This window comes from Halobellus rarus, assembly GCF_024494595.1.
GTDB classification, from domain to species: Archaea; Halobacteriota; Halobacteria; order Halobacteriales; family Haloferacaceae; genus Haloquadratum; species Haloquadratum rarum.
Window position 1 is genome coordinate 51,082 of record NZ_JANHDI010000008.1, and the last position, 19,017, is coordinate 70,098.

Annotated in this window: 23 protein-coding genes and 1 tRNA gene; 12 read left to right on the forward strand and 12 right to left on the reverse strand. The window is 67.3% G+C overall.

The annotated features are described in order from the left end of the window. Positions 1-63: 63 nt before the first annotated feature. The 5 genes from NO876_RS10085 (at position 64) to NO876_RS10105 (ending at position 3,419) form a co-directional block, all read left to right on the forward strand. The gene (locus tag NO876_RS10085) at positions 64-1,233 is read left to right on the forward strand and encodes a tRNA sulfurtransferase (protein ID WP_256421732.1); all 1,170 of its coding nucleotides are present in this window, start codon (positions 64-66) and stop codon (positions 1,231-1,233) included. A gap of 281 nt (positions 1,234-1,514) precedes the next feature. Beyond that, positions 1,515-1,724 carry a hypothetical protein gene (locus NO876_RS10090; protein ID WP_256421555.1) on the forward strand — a complete coding sequence of 70 codons (210 nt, stop codon included), beginning with the start codon at positions 1,515-1,517 and terminating at the stop codon, positions 1,722-1,724. 192 nt (positions 1,725-1,916) lie between these two features. Beyond that, positions 1,917-2,375, forward strand: a complete 459-nt coding sequence (locus NO876_RS10095; protein ID WP_256421557.1) for a DUF5804 family protein — start codon at positions 1,917-1,919, stop codon at positions 2,373-2,375. A 178-nt stretch (positions 2,376-2,553) separates the two neighbouring features. After that, positions 2,554-2,871 carry a PRC-barrel domain-containing protein gene (locus tag NO876_RS10100; RefSeq protein ID WP_256421558.1) on the forward strand — a complete coding sequence of 106 codons (318 nt, stop codon included), beginning with the start codon at positions 2,554-2,556 and terminating at the stop codon, positions 2,869-2,871. Between the two features lie 92 nt (positions 2,872-2,963). Next, positions 2,964-3,419, forward strand: coding sequence for a hypothetical protein (locus NO876_RS10105; RefSeq protein WP_256421559.1), 456 nt, complete (start codon positions 2,964-2,966; stop codon positions 3,417-3,419). A gap of 81 nt (positions 3,420-3,500) precedes the next feature. Here the strand turns inward: NO876_RS10105 and NO876_RS10110 are convergent, their stop codons facing one another. From NO876_RS10110 to NO876_RS10120, 3 genes are all read right to left on the reverse strand, one after another. Then, a complete protein-coding gene (locus tag NO876_RS10110; protein ID WP_256421560.1) occupies positions 3,501-4,619 on the reverse strand; it encodes a glycosyltransferase in 1,119 nt (372 codons plus the stop codon). Positions 4,620-4,718: 99 nt separating this feature from the next. Next, the gene (locus NO876_RS10115; RefSeq protein ID WP_256421561.1) at positions 4,719-5,810 is read right to left on the reverse strand and encodes a glycosyltransferase family 4 protein; all 1,092 of its coding nucleotides are present in this window, start codon (positions 5,808-5,810) and stop codon (positions 4,719-4,721) included. A gap of 87 nt (positions 5,811-5,897) precedes the next feature. Then, on the reverse strand, positions 5,898-6,743 hold the full coding sequence (locus NO876_RS10120) for a universal stress protein (protein ID WP_256421562.1): 846 nt from the start codon (positions 6,741-6,743) through the stop codon (positions 5,898-5,900). Positions 6,744-6,866: 123 nt separating this feature from the next. On the opposite strand from NO876_RS10120, the gene NO876_RS10125 reads away from it, so the two are divergent. The 3 genes from NO876_RS10125 (at position 6,867) to NO876_RS10135 (ending at position 8,390) form a co-directional block, all read left to right on the forward strand. Continuing rightward, positions 6,867-7,151: a ribonuclease P protein component 4 gene (locus tag NO876_RS10125; RefSeq protein ID WP_256421563.1), complete on the forward strand. Its 285-nt coding sequence runs from the start codon at positions 6,867-6,869 to the stop codon at positions 7,149-7,151. 79 nt (positions 7,152-7,230) lie between these two features. Next, positions 7,231-7,479: a YhbY family RNA-binding protein gene (locus NO876_RS10130; protein WP_256421564.1), complete on the forward strand. Its 249-nt coding sequence runs from the start codon at positions 7,231-7,233 to the stop codon at positions 7,477-7,479. Next, entirely contained in the window at positions 7,476-8,390 is a 915-nt protein-coding gene (locus tag NO876_RS10135) for a mechanosensitive ion channel family protein (RefSeq protein WP_256421565.1), read from the forward strand. Before NO876_RS10130 ends, NO876_RS10135 begins: the two co-directional genes overlap by 4 nt. Positions 8,391-8,404: 14 nt before the next feature. Here NO876_RS10135 and NO876_RS10140 read toward each other — a convergent pair whose 3' ends face one another. Beyond that, the gene (locus NO876_RS10140) at positions 8,405-9,217 is read right to left on the reverse strand and encodes an HD domain-containing protein (protein WP_256421566.1); all 813 of its coding nucleotides are present in this window, start codon (positions 9,215-9,217) and stop codon (positions 8,405-8,407) included. A 137-nt stretch (positions 9,218-9,354) separates the two neighbouring features. Beyond that, the gene (locus tag NO876_RS10145) at positions 9,355-9,852 is read right to left on the reverse strand and encodes a redoxin domain-containing protein (protein ID WP_256421567.1); all 498 of its coding nucleotides are present in this window, start codon (positions 9,850-9,852) and stop codon (positions 9,355-9,357) included. Positions 9,853-9,982: 130 nt separating this feature from the next. On the opposite strand from NO876_RS10145, the gene tatA reads away from it, so the two are divergent. Beyond that, a complete protein-coding gene (tatA, locus tag NO876_RS10150; RefSeq protein ID WP_256421568.1) occupies positions 9,983-10,243 on the forward strand; it encodes a twin-arginine translocase TatA/TatE family subunit in 261 nt (86 codons plus the stop codon). Between the two features lie 71 nt (positions 10,244-10,314). After that, positions 10,315-10,388 (forward strand) — tRNA-Arg (locus NO876_RS10155). 146 nt (positions 10,389-10,534) lie between these two features. Here NO876_RS10155 and NO876_RS10160 read toward each other — a convergent pair. The 4 genes from NO876_RS10160 to NO876_RS10175 form a co-directional block, all read right to left on the reverse strand. After that, positions 10,535-11,368 carry an MBL fold metallo-hydrolase gene (locus NO876_RS10160; protein WP_256421569.1) on the reverse strand — a complete coding sequence of 278 codons (834 nt, stop codon included), beginning with the start codon at positions 11,366-11,368 and terminating at the stop codon, positions 10,535-10,537. A gap of 403 nt (positions 11,369-11,771) precedes the next feature. Then, positions 11,772-12,221 (reverse strand): DUF302 domain-containing protein, encoded by a 450-nt coding sequence (locus NO876_RS10165; protein ID WP_256421570.1) that lies wholly within the window; start codon positions 12,219-12,221, stop codon positions 11,772-11,774. A 142-nt stretch (positions 12,222-12,363) separates the two neighbouring features. Then, positions 12,364-13,053, reverse strand: a complete 690-nt coding sequence (locus tag NO876_RS10170; RefSeq protein WP_390276534.1) for a CPBP family glutamic-type intramembrane protease — start codon at positions 13,051-13,053, stop codon at positions 12,364-12,366. A gap of 15 nt (positions 13,054-13,068) precedes the next feature. After that, positions 13,069-13,350 carry a DUF5789 family protein gene (locus tag NO876_RS10175; protein ID WP_103991503.1) on the reverse strand — a complete coding sequence of 94 codons (282 nt, stop codon included), beginning with the start codon at positions 13,348-13,350 and terminating at the stop codon, positions 13,069-13,071. 142 nt (positions 13,351-13,492) lie between these two features. On the opposite strand from NO876_RS10175, the gene NO876_RS10180 reads away from it, so the two are divergent. Beyond that, positions 13,493-14,470 carry a cell division protein CdpA domain-containing protein gene (locus NO876_RS10180; RefSeq protein WP_256421571.1) on the forward strand — a complete coding sequence of 326 codons (978 nt, stop codon included), beginning with the start codon at positions 13,493-13,495 and terminating at the stop codon, positions 14,468-14,470. Positions 14,471-14,697: 227 nt separating this feature from the next. After that, the gene (locus NO876_RS10185) at positions 14,698-15,906 is read left to right on the forward strand and encodes a CBS domain-containing protein (RefSeq protein ID WP_256421572.1); all 1,209 of its coding nucleotides are present in this window, start codon (positions 14,698-14,700) and stop codon (positions 15,904-15,906) included. Positions 15,907-16,230: 324 nt separating this feature from the next. Here NO876_RS10185 and NO876_RS10190 read toward each other — a convergent pair whose 3' ends face one another. Genes NO876_RS10190 through NO876_RS10200 form a run of 3 tightly spaced genes read right to left on the reverse strand, consistent with a single transcriptional unit; the run spans position 16,231 to position 18,951 of the window. Then, complete coding sequence (locus NO876_RS10190) at positions 16,231-16,719, reverse strand: Mut7-C RNAse domain-containing protein (protein ID WP_256421573.1); 489 nt, start codon at positions 16,717-16,719, stop codon at positions 16,231-16,233. A gap of 28 nt (positions 16,720-16,747) precedes the next feature. Further along, complete coding sequence (gene polX / locus NO876_RS10195; RefSeq protein WP_256421574.1) at positions 16,748-18,502, reverse strand: DNA polymerase/3'-5' exonuclease PolX; 1,755 nt, start codon at positions 18,500-18,502, stop codon at positions 16,748-16,750. Further along, entirely contained in the window at positions 18,499-18,951 is a 453-nt protein-coding gene (locus NO876_RS10200; protein WP_256421734.1) for a DUF5788 family protein, read from the reverse strand. Before NO876_RS10200 ends, polX begins: the two co-directional genes overlap by 4 nt. Positions 18,952-19,017 lie beyond the last annotated feature (66 nt).

Here is a 19,017-nt window from a genome sequence, read left to right on the forward strand (position 1 = left end):
GCAGACGTCGCCCCCCCGCCCTCCGAGAGCGCGGACGCCGACGACACCGGAGAGCGGGCCGCTCTGACGGACCCGACGAACGCGGTCCTGATCGGTCACGGCGACTTCGGCACCAAGAGCAGCGGCGTCCGCGCGCGGATGGCCGAGCGGGTCGCCCGCGACGTCGAGGCCGCGCTCGACGCCGACGGGATCGAGGCCACCGTCGAGCGCCCGTGGTCGCGCGTCGTGGTCCGGACCGGCCGTCCGAAGGCGGCCGCCCGCGTCGCCGCGGCGCTCCCCGGGATCGCGTTCGCTCGCCCCGCCGTCGCGGTCGATCCCGAGATGGCAGCGATCCGCCGGGCGGTTCGCCGACTCGCCGAAGCCGGTCCGCACGACCCCTCGGAGACGTACGCGGTCGACAGCGACCGGATCGGGCCCGCGGAGGTCCACGGCTTTTCGAGCCGAGACATCGACGTCGAGGCCGGACGGGTCGTCGGCGAGGTCACCGGCGCGTCGGTCGACCTCGACGACCCCGACCGAACCTACCGGATCGAGGTCCGAGAGCGGGAGGCGTTCGTCTCCGCGATTCGACTCGAGGGGCCCGGCGGGCTCCCCGTCGGGACGCAGGGACGGGTCGCCGTCCTCGTCAGCGGCGGCCTCGACTCCCCCGTGGCGATGTGGCGACTCCTCCGACGCGGGTGCGTCGCGATCCCCGTCTACGTCGACCTCGGCGAGTACGGCGGGGCGGACCACCGGGCTCGCGCGCTCGAAGTCACCCGGACGGTCGCCGAGCGCGCCCCCCGGGCGGACCTGCGTCCCCGGATGGTCGACGGCGGCGGGTTCGTCGACCGCGTGGTCGAGACCGCCGAGCACACGCGGATGCTGTCGCTCCGGCGCGCGATGCTCGCGGCGGCCGAGGGCGTCGCCGAGACCGTCGACGCTCACAGCGTCGCGACCGGGGAGGCACTGGGACAGAAGTCGAGTCAGACCGGATGGAACGTGGCGGTCACGGACGCCGCCGTCTCCGTGCCGGTCCATCGGCCCCTCCTCACCGAGGACAAACCCGACATCGTGGCGGCGGCGCGGGAACTCGGCACCTACACCGACGCGACGCTGCCCGTCGGTTGCGACCGAATCGCGCCAGCCCATCCCGAGACGAACGCGACGCTCGACGGCGTGCTGGCCGCCGAGCCCGACGGACTCCTCGACACGGCCCGGGAGGCGGGGCGAAGCGCCGAACTCGGATCGTTCTGAGACCGTGTTCTCGCGCCGCGGTCACCTCGCTACCGGCGCGGCGACTCGCAGCGAGGTCGCCGACTCGCGAGGAGACCGCCGGTGCGCCCCGTGGGAACGCGACCCACAAATTTCTATGTGTATGTCTACCTTACGCCGAATAGACGTTAATCATTGTTGCTTATTGCGTGATAGATTGGGCAAAAATGGGTTTACATACCTTCGGACCGTACGAACCGTTAATGTCGAAGACGTGCCGCCCCGCCCCGTCCAAATCGGACGCCGAATGGACCGTGAGACAAGTGGTCCCGCGCAGCAACTGGGACGCCGCGAGCGAGACGTGTCCGGCGTGCGGCGAGCGCGTCGACCTCCGGGGCCCGCACCACCAGGTGGAACTCGACCGGGAACGGACACCCGGGGCCGGGTCGAAGCTGACCCGAGAGCGTCGGCTCCTCGCCTTCTGCGACGAGGCGTGCGCCACCGCCTGGCTCGACGAGACCGACAACCGCTGAGCCCGGGGAACCGCCGACGCCGGCAATCGCTCGCGTCGAGGCGTCCGACCGCAACCGATTTATCCCTCCTTCTCGACCGTTCTGACGCCTCTCGACGCTCTCGACGCCGCCAGCTATGATTCACGCCTCTCTGCACTCAGTGCGCGCACCGTTCCGTAAGCGAGCCTCTCGTCCCCGAACGGTTTCCAATTCGTGACGCGCGTCTGCTTCGTCGGTTCGGAAGACGTCGACGTGCAGTTCGAACTCCTCTCGCGGGAGACCGCACGCGAGGCGCTCTCGACGTACCAGCGGTACGCCCCGTTCGAGAACTCGCTGGCGGTCGACACGGTGAGCCTCGGCGCGGCCGTCTCGCTGTGCAACGACCTGAACTGGTATCTCGTTCGGTTCGTCGACCTCGCGCTCGTTCGCGAGCCGAGCATCCACGCGGACGAGTGGCTGAGTCGCTCGCTCGCCGCCGCCGTTCGCGACGGCGACGTTCGACCCGGGGAGACCGGCGAACGACTCGCGATTTACGGAGTGGAGGGTGGTCGGCTGGTCGAACCGATGTACGTCACCCGGCGGCCGGACGGGACAGTCCCCGGATACGACCTCCGACCGGTGGAGGAGACGGTGACCGTCCGCGTGACGGGCGAGGAGTTCGACGCTGCCTGATCCCGAGGGCGACCCTCGCCAGATCGGGCGTCCTGGACCGATCGGGCGTCTGAGACCGCCCGGACGTCCGGGAGCGCGGTGATCTCCGGCTCGTCGCACACCACCTCTCGGGGCCGCTTTGCGGCGGTCCGGACGCGCCCTACCAACAATTAAGACGGACCCTCCCGATCATCGGAGTATGGACGAGACCCCCCAGAAGATCACGACGCTCGTCGGCCGCGAGGTGTACTCGAACGAAGGCGTGTTCGTCGGCGAAGTCGCCGACGTCCGGCTCGACCTCACCGACCGGCAGGCCGTGACCGGACTCGCGCTCGCGCAACTCAATGACGAACTCTTTTCGGACCTCGTCGGTAGCAAGAAGGGCGTCATCCTGCCGTACCGCTGGGTCCGCGCCGTCGGCGACGTCATCCTCGTCAACGACGTCACCCTCCACGACGTCATCGAACAGATGTCACAGCCCAACGGCGAGGACAAAGAGGACTCCGCGGTCGCGTAGCGTCGAAGCCGACGAAGCTCCCGCCCGCTTTCGCTCTCCGACTTCGTCTCCCGACCGTCAGTCATTTGCGGGGCGAGTCTGTACTCGGAGGTATGTCGGACGAATCAGACGATCCCGCCGCCGAGAACGACGCCGAAGAGACGCTCCCCCCGGAGGACGACGCCGAAGAGGCGTCCGACGACGCCGAGGAGAAATCGTTCCGCGAGCGCGTCGAGGAGATCCGCGAGCGGCGCGCCGAGGAGCGAGAGGAAGGCGACCGCCCCGACCCCGAGGAGATGATGGGTGGCGGCGGCGGTCCGGGCGGTGCCGGCGGCAACCCCTTCGCACAGATGATGAGCGGTATGATGGGCGGCGGCGGCCCCGGCGGGATGGGCGGCGGTCCGCCCGGAATGGGTGGCGGTCCCGGCGGCCGCGGCGGTCCCGAGGAGAGCGAGTCCGCGGGCAACGAGGAACTCGTCCGCGAGGTTCGACAGCTCCGCGACGAGGTCCGCGACGCGACGCGGCAGCTCCAGCGCATCGCACAGGCCGTCGAAGACATCGACGACTGAGACGCCTAACGGTCCCCTCGACGGCGAACAGGTCCAGACCACCTCCGGTCGCGATCCGGGCGCGTTCGACCCGAACCGCGACTACTCTTTTTCGTCGATGACGCGGTCGTAGAGGTCGGAGAGCTGATCGACCACGCGTTCGACGCTCAACTCCTCGCGGTGTGACAGACACGACGCCGAGAGCGACTCGCGTTCGTCGAGCACCCGGCCAATGGCGTCGCGACAGTCCGCCACGTCGCCGTGCTCGTAGTGATAGCCCGTGACGCCGTCTTCGATCGTATTCGAGAGCGCGCCGGCGTCGACCGCGACGACGGGCGTCCCGCAGGCGTTGGCTTCGAGGGCGACGAGACCCTGCGTCTCGACGGGACTCGGGAAGACGAACGCGTCGAGCGCGGCGTAGAAGGCCGGAAGCTCCTCGCGGGGGAGAAAGCCGAGGAACCGCGCGTCGACGTCGAGGCTATCGGCCAGCGATTCCAGTTCCTCGCGCGCGGGACCGTCGCCGCCGATGACGACCGTCGCGTCGATGCCGTCGGCCGCGCGGACGAACTCCGAGAGGTTCTTTTCGTACCCGTGGCGGCCGGTGTATCCGATCAGCGTGCCTTCGGGAAGGCTATACCGTTCTCGGAACGGACCGGGGTCCGTCGGCGAAAAGAAGTCGACGTCGACGCCGTTCGAGAGCACGACCGCCGGTGTGTCGTCGTCGACGGTCTCGCGGACACGGTCTCTGGCGTCCGCACTCGGGCAGACGATCGCGTCCGAGCGAGAGAGGAACCAGCACTCGTACCGCTCGGCCAGTCGTTCGATGCTGTGTTCGACGCGCGGCCGAGACGTGAGGTAGTCCGCGTACTCCGCGGTCGGCGTGTGATAGGATGTCACGAGCGGTAGGTCCTCGCTGCGGGCGAGTCGCGCCCCGCCGACACCGACCGCGAAGGGGGTGTGCGCGTGGACGACGTCGACGTCCTCGACGGCCGCGGGGACCCGCGGCGTGCCGATTCGAAAGCCCTCGTACATCGGGAACGGCAGGCTCCGGACCGGATACTCCTCGGGGTCGGGATCGTACTCGGCGCTGCCGGGATAGACGATCCGCATCGTGCCGCCGCGCTCGCGCCAGCGGTCCCGCCACGTCTGGATCGTGTAGGAGACGCCGTTGACTGTCGGCAGATAGGTGTCGGTGAAGGCGGCGACCGAGGCGGGAGCCATCGGCGGCGATTCACGGACGGAGGCTTAATCAGTTGCGAATCTCCCGGACCGTCTCCAGCGTCCTCCGCGGTCGATCGCTCACCCGCTGCCGTCGACTGGTCACCCACCGCCGTCGATCGGCCGCCCCGATCGTTTGGCCTCGCGGACCTCCTGGTAGGTCGCCGCGAGTCGCTCGCCGACCCGATCCAGACTGTGTTCCATCGCGGTCTCCCGGGCGTTCTCGCCGAGTCGCTCGCGGAGGTCTTCGTCCTCCGCGAGACGCTCGACGGCGTCGACGAACTCCGACTCGGTCTCGCGCTTGAGGCAGTCGTGGCCGTCGGTGTAGAACTCCTCGAACACCGGGATGTCGCGGAGGACCACCGCCTTACCGCAGGCCATCGCCTCGAGGACGGCGATGCCCTGGTTCTCGTTCTTCGTCGGGAAGAGGTAGACGTCGCCCGCGCCGTACGCCCCCCGGATGTCGTCGATCCAGCCGGTGAACGTGACGTTCTCGGGAGGGTTCGACGTCCACCGGCGGACCGCCTTCGAGGCGTGCGGGCCGGTGTCGTAGGGGCCGAACCACGCGAAGTCGTAGGGCGTCGCCTCCGCGACCCGGCAGAACGTCGTCAGCCCCTTCCGCTCGAAGACGTTGCCGACGAGGAAGACGACCGTCCCGTCGAGGTCGTAGCGCTCGCGGTACTCCCCGCGGAGGTCCGCGAACCCCGAAAGCGCCTCGACGTCGACGCCGTTCGTCATCGGGCGGATCGGGGCGTCGACGGGGTACGACTCCAGCACGCGCTTCGTGTACTCGGAGGGACAGAGCACCAGGTCAGCCTGCGAGTAGAACCACTTGAGATACCGGCCCAGCGCCGGCGCGATCGTCGTCGATCCGCGGAACGACTCCGCGAAGTCCTCGCGCGTGACGTGCGTGTGGAGGATAAGCGGGATATCGTGTCGCCTGGCGTGGCGAGCCACCGCGAGCGATCCCGGACCGACGAGGTTGCAGTGGGCGACATCGTACTCGTCGAAGAGGCCGTGACCGGACAGGGCTGACCGGAGGCCGGTAGGCAGGTCGCCACCGCGCCACGGCGAGGTCACGACCTCGACGTCCGTTCGTTCGAGGGCGGCCCGCTGCTGGTCCGCCGCGGTACCGATGCCGCTGCGGTCCAGCCGCGATTCGAGTTCGAGGTAGTTGAGCGCGCGGAGAGCCACGTCGTCGTGGAGTTGCTCGCGATCCTATTTATACGTACGACTCTCGACGTCGGGGACCGGGCGTCGCGCGAGCGACGGCGTCGCCTCCTATCGCCTCCCGCGCGCCGGCGGGACGAGGAGGACGTTGTTGTTGCCGCGGGCGACGATCGATTCCGAGACGCTCCCGAGGAGGAGTCGGCGGAGACGGCTCCGTCCGCGCGTGCCGAGCAGCGTCGTCGTCGCGTCGACGCGGGTCTCCTCTTCGAGGATCTCGTCGACGGGGCTCCCCTCGCGGACGTTGACTCCGGCCTCGATCCCCATCTCTCGTTCGACCTCGTCGGCGAGGTCTTCCAGCCGCCGTCGGGGGTCTTCGACCGCCGCGCTGGCGTTCTCCTTCCGCACGTGCAGGAGGTCGACCGCCTGCGTCGCCCCCTTCAGCATCGGGAGGAAGTCGAACGCCTGCCGGGCATTGTCCGAGAAGTCGGTCGCGAACAGGACGTGCTGGAAGAGGTGCTCTTTCACGACGGCCTTCTCCGAGTCCGGAGGCGCGATCCGCTCGACGAGCAGCGGACGCGTGGCCGTCCGCGCGACGTTCCGCGTCGTGCTCCCGACGAGCCGGTTCGCGAGCGGGCTCTCGCCCCGCGATCCGACGACGATCATATCCGCGTCGAGTCGGTCGGCGAAGCCGTTGATTCGTCGGTGCGGCGTCCCGCGGGCGACGTGCGTCTCGACGGTGAACCCCGCCGACTCGAAGACGTCGCGCTGCGGTTTCAGCGACTTCCGGGTGTCCGTCGCGGCGTCCATCCCCGGGAGGCCGCTGGAGACGTTGTCCGGGACGACCGTCACGAGGTGGACCTCCGTGACGCCGATGTTGTCGAGACAGTCCAGACACGTGCGTGACCGGATCGCCGCCTCGTTCGCGTCCGAGAGGTCCGTGGCGAATACGATGCGCATACTCGGGGTTCGCGCTCCACGAATTAATATTGCACGGTTAATACAATAAAATGAAATACCAATCCGACGTCCGGACCCGATACGACTCGGAACGCCTTTGTCCGCCCGAGTCCGTGCGCCAGTATGGGCATCCCGGCCGAGCGAATCGAGCGACTGCACGACCTCGCCCGGGAAGCAACGGCCGGTTCGGACGTCGATCTCGCGCGGGAGTACGTGCGCCTCGCGCGCCGGATCGCCGAGCGGAACCGGATCAGGCTCCCGCGTCGATTTCGGCGTTTCACCTGTGACGACTGCGACGCGTACCTCCGCCCCGGCTCGACGGCGCGGGTCCGGCTCCAGTCCGGGCACGTCGTCGTCAGGTGTCTCTCCTGCGGCGCGACGAAGCGGTACCCGTACGAGGACCGGTAGCCGAGCCCCGCAACACGACACCGCTCGAACTCGTCGGGAGTCTTAAGTTTCAAACCGGATGCCGACGTATCGAAGCCGTATGGACGAACAGGAGCTGCGCAAGGCGGCCCACGATCTGGACGTCACCGTCTGGGTGGGAAAAGGGGGGATCGATCCGGTCGTCGAGGAGGCGACCGATCAGTTGAAAGACAGAGAACTCGTGAAGGTGAAGTTCCTTCGGGCGGCCCGCGGGGGCACGACAGTGGAGGAACTCGCCGCCGAACTCGCCGAACGCACCGGCGCGGAGGTCGTCGAGACGCGGGGTAACACGGGGGTCCTACATCGATGAGTGCGGGGGCCCCGATGCAGGCCGGAATCGGCCTGAACGACTCGATCGCCGGGCTCCTGGCCGGGTTCGGCGTCCCGGACGCGATCGCCAGCCTGCTCGGACAGGCGCTCGCGTTCCTGGTCGTGTTCGCGGTCGTGTTCGTGGTCGGCCGCAGCGTGCTCCTGCCGATCGCGACCCGGATGATGGACTCTCGGGGACTCGAATCGCACGCCCAGCGGCCGCTTCGACGACTCCTCGTCGTCGTCGTCGGCTTCGCCGGCATCACGGCCGCCTTCGGCGCGGCGGGGTATCCCAACTTCCTCCAGTCGCTCGCGACGATCGCCGCGGCCGCGACGCTGGCGATCGGCTTCGCGATGCAGGACGTCCTGAAGAACTTCGTCGCCGGTATCTTCATTTACACCGACAAGCCGTTCAAGATCGGCGACTGGATCCAGTGGGACGGAAACTCGGGAATCGTCGAGGACATCAGCTTCCGCGTCTCCCGGGTTCGAACGTTCGACAACGAACTCCTGACGGTGCCGAACTCGGCGCTGACCGACGGCGTCATCAAGAACCCCGTCGCGAAGGACAAGCTCCGCCTGCAGGTCCCCTTCGGAATCGGCTACGACGACGACACGGAGCGGGCCACCGAGATCATCATGGAGGAGGCCGAGGCGCACGCGGACATCCTCGAAGACCCCGCGCCCTCGGTGCGACTGACCGAACTCGGCGACTCCTCGGTGACGCTCACCTCGCGCATCTGGATCTCCGAGCCGAGCCGCGCGGACTTCGTGAAGACCCGCGCGGACTACGTCCAGTCGGTCAAGCGCCGGTTCGACGAGGAGGGGATCGACATCCCGTACCCGAACCGCACCCTCAGCGGCGAACTCACTGTCGCCGGTCTCGAAGCGGTCTCGCCCGCGGACGACTGAACCGCCAACTCCCCTCAGAGTTCGATCCGTTCGACGAGCTGGTCGCCCGACTTCGTGTTCACCGCGACGATGCGGACGTGTTCTTCCAGCCCAGATCCGTCGAGCTTCGCCTTCAGGAGGTTGTCGACCTGGTAGACGCCGGCGGCGTTGATCATCTCGATCTCGACGAGGACGGCCTTCCCGTCGCCCGGCCGGAGCGACACGTTCTCGATGGCCTGACTCGACAGCGTGTTGATGCCGCGCCCGCCCTTCTCGTAGGGGATGCGCGAGCGGCCGCGTTCCATGTCCAGCGCGTCGGCGACGCGGATGATCCCCGCCTCGGTCGTCAGCGGGTCCTCCTCGGTGTGGTGACAGAGGATCGCGTGGAGCACCTCGGCCTTCAGTCGGACCGCCTCTTCGGTGTCGTAGAAGCCCAACTGCGGGACGAACCGGTCGAGGAGGTCCGCCGCCAGCGGGATCGAGTAGTAGACGTGGTCGTCGCGGTGGACCACGTGTCCGATGTCGTGCAGCGTGGCCGCCAGCGCGAGGATCACCGCTTCGTCGGCCTCGGCGAGGCCCTGGTCCCCGGCCCCGTTGCAGGCGACGTCGCCGCCTTTCAACAGGTCGTACAGACAGAGCGCGCGGTTTCTGACGATCTCGATGTGTTTCGTGCCGTGGTCGTTGTACCCCTTTCGCTGGACGGCGTTGACGTTCTGCGCCTTCAGATAGGTCGTGATCTCCGGGTCCGAGTTGATCTCGTCGAGAACCGAATTGAGGCGCTCGTCGGGGAAGTTGTGCTCGGCCTCGGGATCGTACTCCCGACCCCCGTTTCCGGTGGATTCAGTCATACTCCTCGCTACTCCGGGGACGGCAAAGTATCTGCGGGAGCGACGCAGTCGACGGGAGAACGGTCCGTACTCGGTTCGGAGTTCGTTGCGGCCACGCTTCTCCGTTGCTGCTGCGGCGGTCTGTTGCGGCCGCGGTGCTACGTCGCGTTTTGTCGCCGTTTTCGGGCGTCCTCGGCCGCGGCGGCGACCTCGTCGTAGTCGGGTTCGACGCCGGGGTCGTCGCTCACCCAGGCGTAGGTGATCTCCCGGTCGTCGTCGACGACGAAGACCGCGCGCTTGGCGAGGTTGCGGACGCCGAGGTCCGCGAAGTCCATCGAGACGTCGTAGGCGTCGATGATCTCGCGGTTGGTGTCGCTGACGAGGCCGAAGTTGAGGTCGTTCTGCGCGCGGAACTCGTTGAGCGTGAACGGCGTGTCGATGCTGATCCCGTAGACCGTCGCGCCGACGTCCTCGAAGTTGGCCATCTGATCGCGGAAGGTGCACATCTCGGTCGTGCAGGTGCCCGTGAAGGCCGCGGGGAAGAACGCGAGCACGACGGGGGCCGAGTCGAGGTGCTCCGAGAGCGTGAGCGAACTCACGTCGCCGTCTGCGAGCGGTGCGGTGAAATCCGGGGCGTCGTCGCCGACTGAAACCATACCGGGCTTTGAGAATCGCGCCGGTTGTATGTTGCTTTTGGCCGGCCTGATTTCGCCAGTTGCGGTCGCAACTTCTCGGGATGGCCGAGCAAAAAGCCTATAATTACCACTGGGTTAGACTCTGGTAGCGATGTACGGAACTATCACCCCACTGTTCCCGGGGCTGCCGGGTGGGCCGGAAGTGCTCGTCGTCCTGCTCATACTGGTGCTTCTGTTCGGCGCCAACAAGATCCCGAAACTCGCCCGTTCGACGGGGCAGGCGATGGGCGAGTTCAGGCGCGGCCGCGAGGAAATCGAGGAGGAGCTCAGCGAGATGGACAACGACGACGAAGAGGAAGAAGAGAAGACGACGACGTCGACCTCGACGGAGACGTCGACCGAGACTAACTGACGCGCTGCACCCACCCGGTTCTTTTCGCGAAACCGTATCAGTTTAAGCAGTGGCTATACAATCAGCCGACGGGACGTGTGGCCTAGTGGACCAGGGCGAGGGGTTCCTAACCCCTAGATCGCGGGTTCGACTCCCGCCACGTTCGTTCGCTTCGCTCACTCACGTGGCGACCTCCCGCTCACTTCGTTCGCGGGAGTCCCGCCACGTCCGTTTTCCACCGAGCGATAGCGAGGCGCTAAAACGACCCGCGGGAGTCGAATCAGGGAGGTCGCCGCGTCCAACGCTCCTCGCTCAGAGGTCGACGCGGTCGCCGATCTCGGCGACTTCGAGCGACTGCGGATACTCGTAGCTCCGGGCGTGGTGATGCAGCACCTTCGGATCGGCGGTCATCCCCTTCCACATGTCCCAGTGGCTCGGGAGGAATCGATCGAATGCGAGGTCCGAGGCCGCCTCGACGGCCTCGTTCTCCGTGGAGTACCACCGCGTTCGAACCGGTTCGCCGGTCTGTTTGTCGTCGATGTTGCCGATCGCGCCGAACGCCAACACCCCCAGATCGACGTCGTACCGCTCGCCCAGTTCGTCGAAGTCGTCGTGGGGTTTCGTGTCGCCGCCGTGGAAGAACGTCCCCGAGTCGTGCTCGAAGACGTACGAGACGGGGTGCGTGGAGTCGGGGTCGTTCGAGAACTCCACGTGGACGGTGAACTCACCGACATCGAGGGTGTCACCCTCGACGACTTCGGCGAACTGGTCGTCGTCGAGGTCGTAGTCGTCGAGCCACGCCTCGTCGTCGAACGCGACCGACAGCGAGTCGTCCGGGGCGTAGAAGGACGCGCCGGTGTTCTCGAGAATCGGTGCCTGACTCGGGCCGTGGGTGTGATCGGTGTGCTCGTGGGTGGCGAAGACGGCGTCCATCTCCGCGACGTCCTCGGGGTCGAACGGCACCGGAATCATCCGGACCGTCCGCGGCGGATCGCCCGTCCCCAGATAGGGGTCGATCGCGACGGTCGTGCCCTCGCTGCCTTTCAGAATGAAACCGTTGCAGCCGAGGTACCAGACGGCGACAGTGTCGGGGTCCGCTGCCTCCACGGCGCGTGGGAGCCAGTCTCCCCAGTCGCTTCGAGTCATACGTGTCGCTGCGGCCGGCGGTAGGCTAAGTGTTCCGGAGACGGATGCGGTATGGCGGCTCGGCACCGCCTGGCTTGCCGGTCGAGATCCCATCATCGGTTATAATAACACGAATGATTACTTATACAGTAGAAAAATAGTAATATATGGTAACTAACCAGGGAGTAATAAAATGAATAACGCCATTTCTCTCAGCATATATTTGTGTGATACCGGCGTCCTCTACGGTATGAATCCCCACACGAGAGAAACGGCGAACTTCTCACAGATGGACGCGACGATCCGGGAACTCGGCTCGTGGAGTCCGCGCCCGGAGCAAAAAACTCCTGATCGACGTCGGTGGGGATCCCGTTCGTTCGTGGGCGACCCTCGTTCGTAAACCCCGATACGCGCGGGAAACTGATCACTCGGCGTCGAGGTTTCCGAACGCCTCGTCGACGAGCTCGCCCGTGTCGGCGATGATGTCTGCCATCACGTCGTCGTCGGGTGCCATCCCGACGAGTCGGGCGATCCGCATAATGCTCACGTGATAGACGGTCTGGACGCCCGGTTCTTCCTGCCAGACCACGACGTTGCACGGGAACAGCCCGCCCATACGCCGCTCGCTCGCGTCGAGCGCGCGGTTCGCCACGCTCGGGTTGCACGCGCCGAGGACGTAGTACGGGTCGCGGCCGGCGTCGACCTTCTCGTTCAGCATCTCCGAGGCAGAGAACTCGGTGGCGACGCCGAACCCGGCGTCGGTGAACGCCTCGCGCACGTGTTCGATCGCCTCGTCGTGTTCCATCCGAAGGGTGGCTCGCTCCTCGCCGATGTCGCCCGCCGCGATCGCTTCTGGGTCGATTGGTAACGTCATCGACGTAGCGTACGACGGCGACCGATGAAAACGTATGGGAGTGTGTCTACCACACACTATCGATCCGTCGGGGCGTACGTCCGCCCCGAAACCGGAGTTGCGGACCCGCTCGTGCACCGTTGCGGACCCGTCCGTCCACCGCTCACAGCGGCACCGGGAGCCAGCGGAGGGCGGCGAGGACGTCTTCCGGCGGGAAGATCGGATCGTGCAACGCGAGCCAATCGAGGAGCGTCAGCCCGAGGCCGTGGGCCACGATCGAGGGCAGGAGCGACTGGCTGTGGTAGTCGACCGCGCCGAAGAGGACGTCGGTCGGCCCCGACAGCAGCAGTTCGATCGGGGGCTTCCCGACGTGGTGCAGCGCGTAGACGACGGGGCTGATGAAGACGCTCTTGAACCCGAACTCCTCGCTGACGCCGACGCAGAGCAGTCCGCGGTAGTACGTCTCGGCGGCGACGACGACAAGCAGTTGCTGCAGCGTGTGCGGGAGGAACTCGCCGAGGGCGGTCGTAGTGTGCCACATCGGGTAGTACGCGCGGATGCTCGGCAGCGACGACCCCACGAGATAGAAGGGGAGGACGAACGCCGCGAGGACGAGGGTGTCCCGGAGGGCCACCCGGTCGACGCGGAAGCCGAGATCGCGGCCGTGGGTGGCCGCGAGGCTGGCCGGAATGGCGAGGAACAGCAGTACGTCGCGGGCGACGCGCGCCCCGAGGTCGGTCGGCGGGACCGCCCACGAACTCCACAGGACCGAGAGCGCGAGGCCGACGAAAAGCGCTCGCTGCAGCCAACTCGATCCGTCGGCGAGCGCGCGAATGCGGGCGTGGACGGACACCGTCGCGGGTCGGCGCTACTCGGTTTCGACGGGGCCGTCGCCGACGACGTCCCGGACGAGCGAGACGAACGTCTGACGCGAGTCGACGTAGGTTTCGTCGACCGCTTCGAGCACGTCTTCGAGGGTCTGTGGACCCGACGGCGTCCGGATGACGCTGTCGCCCTCCTGTTCTACGATCCGGCTCATCTCGTGGGGCCAGGTGAGCCGCGCGGCGACGCGCGCCAGCGGCTGTCCCTCGACGGGCGTCTCCTCGCCCAGTTCGACGACGGGGCCCTCGGATTCCTCCTCGTCTGCCATACGCCCGGATTTGCCACCGCCGACAATAATCCCTTCGACACGCCCTGAGAGGGTGGCTCACACCGACTTTTCGAGTTCGAGCGACGGGCCGTCGTGCGTCCGTCTGACGCATCGTTTTGTGTGAGGCTCCCGAAGTAGCGGTATGCCCAGTCTCTCGGAGGTCTACAGGGGAAAGCAAACGGGGGCGAGCCTCCGCCGACTGCTCTTCGGGTTGGGGCTGTTTCTCGCCGGGGCCCTGCTGGTCGTCTCGGGGATCGTCGTCGCCACGACGGATCTCCTCTACGGCACGGAGCCGGTGGCGCTGACGGCCAAGCGGCAACTCGGAGGCGTCCTCGCCGGCGTCGGCGTTCCCGCGGTGTTCCTCGGCATCTTCGCCGTGTTGCCGTCGGGCCGACTCACGAAGGCCGCCGCCGTCGTCGGTGCCGGCATCGCCGTCGTCGGCGTCGCGCTCTTCACCCACGCGTACCCCTGCCGGTGGTCGGGGTCGCTCTGCGGCGCGGGGAAACCGGATCTGACGCTCCTGACCGTCGGCGTCTACTTCCTCGGCGCGATCCTCACGTTCTGGTGCCTGTTCGCCGGCGTGGCGAACTTCAAGACGCGCAACGATCCCGGCGGCACCGCGATGGTGAACGTGACCCGAAAGCAGGAGACGCAGTACGTGCCGGTCGAGCGCTCCCGCGGCGGCCTCGGCGGGATCGGCTTCTTCGGCGGCACCCCCGACGGCGAGGTCGAGACGCAGACGGGCCGCCCGGACGGGACGGGCGGGACCGCCTCCGACGGCGGCACCGAGTCGGAGTCGATCACCTCGCCACTGGACGGATCGCGCGGCGGGGCCGCCGGCACCGACTCTACCGCGCCGAGCGCCCCCGGCGCGGCGAACGGGCGGTCGCGTTCTCCCTCGGGTGCGTCGTCGCCGTCGCCTGCCCCCTCGTCGGCAGGCGCGGACCGGTCCGGTGCGGGGAACTACGACGCCGCGGACACCTACTGCGGCAACTGCGCGCACTTCGAGTACGTCCGAACGGATTCGGGAATCCAGCCGTACTGCGGCGCTCACGAGGAACTGATGGACGATATGGATCCCTGCGAGGACTGGTCGCCGCGTCCGGAACGCGGTCGCTGACCTGCTGTCGACTTCCGTTCTCTCGATCCACTTGGTTCGACTTCCGCTCTCTCGACTTATCCGGGCACGTCTCTCTCCAGCTGTTGAGACCCGGGCTCTCGATGCACAGCGAGTCCGTCTCAGAAACGCGTCTCGTCACTCAGTCAGTACTCGGCGGACCGCTATTTCGAATCTCGAGGGTGGAATAAGCATAACCGTCCAGCGCCCCTCCTAGTAGAGAGAAACACATGGATATCTCTGAGATCCTCTCCACAAAGTTCACCGAGTTCGACATCGGCACACCGCTCTCGAAGGTCGCCGGGGCCTTCGAGAACCAGGAACTCGATGCCGTCATCGTAACGGACGGCGACGAGTATCGCGGCGTCGTTAGTCGCCGACAGCTGGCTTCCTCGTCCAACCAGCCGTCCGCGAAGGTCGGCTCACAGGTACAGCACGTCCCGACGGTCGACCGCACCGAGGACGTCCGTGAGGTCGCGCGACTCATGATCGGCAGCGACGCCAAAACGCTCCCCGTACTCGACGACGACCGTGTCGTCGGTGTGGTGACCGGCGATGCCGTCCTCGAAGCAGTGCGTCCCTTCCTCGACGCAGCGACCGTCGAGGACGCCTACACGGAAGAGTTGATCAGCGCGACCCCCGAAACCACGATCGGGAAAGCGCTCAATCTACTTCGAGAAGCCGGGATCGCCCATCTCCCGGTCGTCGACGGGGACGACCTCGTGGGAATGCTGAGCCTGTACGACGTCATCGACTTCACGACGCGGGGGGGCACTAAGAGCCAGGGCGGTTCGTCGAGCGACTTCGGTAGCCGCGGCGGCGGCGGGCAGAACCGTGGCGGGTTCGGCGCGCGCGAGGGCGATGCCGACCGGATGCTCGATCTGCCAGTGCGGGACCTGATGTCCGACGCAGTCGCGACGGTCGAGCGGAGCGCACCGCTCGACGAGGTCGTCGAGACGATGTTCGAGCGGGAGATCTCCTCGCTCGTCGTTATGGCCGACGACACCGCCGATCCGATCGGTATCGTCACGAAAACGGACGTCATCGAGGCGCTCACCTGGGAGCGCGACGACCGGAACGCCGTACAGGTGATCGGGATCGACTTGCTGGAGGGGATGGACTACGACGGCGTCTCCGCGCTGATCGAGAGTATGACCTCGAAGTACGGCGAGATGAGCGTGATCAAGGCCAGCATCGAACTGCAGGAGCACAAGGAACAGAGCCGGGGCGTACCGCTGGTGCTGGCACGGATTCGTCTGGTCACCGACCGCGGCTACTTCACGGCCGACGGGGAAGGCTACGGTGCCTCCCACGCTCTCCGTCTCGCAGCGAACGCTGTCGAACGCCAGCTCCTCAAGGGGAAGACCTACGGCCAGTCGAAGAAGCATCCGGACACGGACGAGCAGGAACAGCTCTACGGCTGGTGGCTCGGCGGGTGAACGTCTCGACGCCCGGCCCGCTATCGATAGCCTCCCTCCCTGTCGGGTATCTCCCCTCAGTCGCGGCGTCAGAACAGTGCGGGGCTTCTGAGTGATCGGGATTGCGGCTTCGGTACCGTACTCGCAACAGTCGTCGCAGCCGTCGGTCTCGGGCACTTCTGGTGATTGGCAGTGTAACGGGAGCGGCCGATTGAAAGCCGATCTGGAGCGGTTCCCGATCGCTGAATCGGTCGAGAACCCGGCATCACAGCCCCGCTAAACCACTGTAGTCTCAACTTCGTCTCTCTGTTCTCGACTCTCTGTTCTCGACTCTCTGTTCTCGACCTACTCTTTCACGTCCGCGAGCGTCGCGGCGACGTCGTCCCAGTGGCTTCCCCTCCAGAAGACCTGCCCGCACTCTCGACACCGCCAGCAGTCCGTCTCCCCTGGATCAGGGGCGTACGCCGGCAGCGACTCGCCGGCGGCGACGGCGCGGAGTTCGCCGTTGCACGTGCTGCACCGACGCGGCTGCGCTTCGAGCGTGAGTTCGTACCCCGCCAGGTGAAGCGTCCGCAACTGCTCGCGGACGTCGCGCGACGACAGCAGGACGGCCTCGTCGACGCGCGCCGCGAGGTCGACGTCCCGGGTGAGCAGCGTCCGATCCGACTGTTCCGCCCAAGTCGCGATGGCGTCGTCGGAGGGGTCCGCTTCCGTTTCTGTATCTGATTCTTCGGCCACGTCCCGATCGAGCACGTACGCGGCGTCGTAGCCACACATCCGCAGGTACGTCGCCAGTTTGCCGAGCATCGCGTCGAGGAGGAATCGTTCGGACATCGTCTCAGTGGACACCCTCCAGCATCTCTCAGTGCAGGAACGCCAGCAGCTCGTCGGCGTCGCGGGCGTTCAGCACGTCCGCGCGCTCGCACCACCCGCGGCGGGCCGTGTGAACGCCGTATCTGATGACGTCGAGCGCGCCGGGCGCGTGCGCGTCGGTGTCGACGGCGATGGTCGCGCCGGCGTCGACGGCGACGCGTGCGAGTTCGCCGCGGAGGTCCAGCCGCGCGGGGTCGGCGTTGATCTCCAGCGCGGTCCCGGCTTCTGCGGCCGCCTCGGCGATCCGGTCCACGTCGAGGTCCAGCCCCTCGCGCTCGTTGATGAGCCGCCCCGTCGGATGGCCCAGGATATCGACGCTCGGGTGCTCGACGGCGCGGACGAGCCGTTCGGTGGCCGTCTCGCGGTCCTGCCCGAGCGCGGCGTGCGGCGAGGCGACGACGAGGTCGAGTTCGGCGAGCAGGTCGTCGTCGGTCGAGAGCCCACCGTCGGCGTCGACGTTCGTCTCCACGCCGTGCAACAGCGTCAGGTCCTCGCCGAACTCCTCGCGGGCGTCCGCGATGGCCTCCCGCTGTTCCCGGATTTCCGCCTCCGAGAGGCCGACGCCGCCGACCATCCCCGGTCCGGTCGCGTGATCCGTCACGGCGTAGTAGTCGTAGCCGCGCTCGGCCGCCGCGGCGACCATCTCCGAGAGCGTCGCGCGGCCGTCGGACCAGTCGGTGTGGATGTGGAGGTCGCCGCGGACCTCGTCCGCCTCGACGAGATCGGGCAGTGTCCCCTCGCGCGCGGCGTCGACCTCGCCGGTCCCCTCGCGGATCTCCGGGGGGACGAGCGGCAGGTCGAGCGCGGCGTACATCGATCTCTCCGTCTCGCCGGCGACGCGCTCGCCGACGCGCTGGCCGGCGTCCGGATCGTCGACCGCGGAGACGTCGAAGACGCCGTACTCGTTCATCTTCAGGTCGCGATCGATCGCGAGGTTCCGGAGTTCGACGTTGTGGTCCTTGCTGCCGGTGAAGTACTGCAGCGCCGCGCCGAACTCCCCGGGAACGACGACCCGGAGGTCGATCCGGATCTCCTCGACGCGGACGCTCGCCTTGTGCTCGCCCGACTCGATGACGTCGCTCGCGGCCGGCCACTCGACGAACGCGTCGACGACTCGCTCGCTCGACTCGGACGCGACGAGGACGTCCACGTCGCCGATGGTGTCGCGCCAGCGGCGGATCGACCCCGCCACCTGGGCCCGTTCGACGGCGTCCTGACCTCGTAGGTGTTCGAGCACGTCGTCGGCGAGGGGACGCGCGTCGCCGAGCCGTTCGCGCTCGGTCGCGTGTCTGGCGAACGCGATGTTCTCGCGGATGTTCTGTTCCGTCTTCGCGCCGAACCCCTTCACGTCCCGTATCTCTCCCGCCTCGGCCGCCTCCGCGAGTTCGTCCAGCGTCGCGATTCCGAGCGCGTCGTAGAGCGTCCCGACCGTCTTCGGGCCGACGCCCTCGACGCGCGTGAGCGCCTCGATGTCGACCGGCAGCTCTGCTCGAAGCTCTTCTAACTCGGCGATTTCGCTCGTCTCGATGTACTCGACGACCTTCGAGGAGATGGCGTCGCCGACGCCGTCGATCTCCTCGACTGCGGATTCGCCCTCGGCGGCCAGGTCCTCGATCGGCTCGGGGTACTCCCGGATGTTCTCGGCGGCGCGCCGGTAGACGTTCGGCTTGTACTCGACGCCGTCGGCCTCCAGGAGGTCGGCGAATTCTTCGAGGCGGCGCGCGACCTCCGCGTTCCGGGTCACAGTCGCCCTCCGCCCCGACCGCTCGTGCCGCCGGTGTCCCTGTGGCCGAGGGCCTGCTTCAGGAAGCGCATCCAGCGCTTCCGGTCGGCGGTCTCCTGTACCTCGGCTTCCTGTTCGAGGTCGACCGGGCGTAGCTGTTCGAGCGCGTTCAGCGCGCGGTCGATGCCCACGATGCTCTCGGCGAGGCGTTCGCCCTCCTCGTAGGAGATCTCACCGTCCTCGATCTTCTGGAGGCGTTGCAGACGCTCCCGACGGAGGTTCTTCTTCGCCTCCTCGACGCGGTCGCGCTCCCCTCTCGGGACCGTGTCTCGGCGCTTGATCTCGAAGACGAACTCCCGGAGTTCGATCTCCTCGCCCTGGACGTCGATCTCGTCGGGGATCTCCGCGCCGACGGTCGCGCCCTCGCGGTTGACGCGCTCTAACAGTTGCTTTCGCTCGAACTCCTTCACGGCTCTTGTACTCACTTGCGGCGGCGTCTACTTCGCTCCTTCGCCGCTCGCCGACGCTCCCCTCGT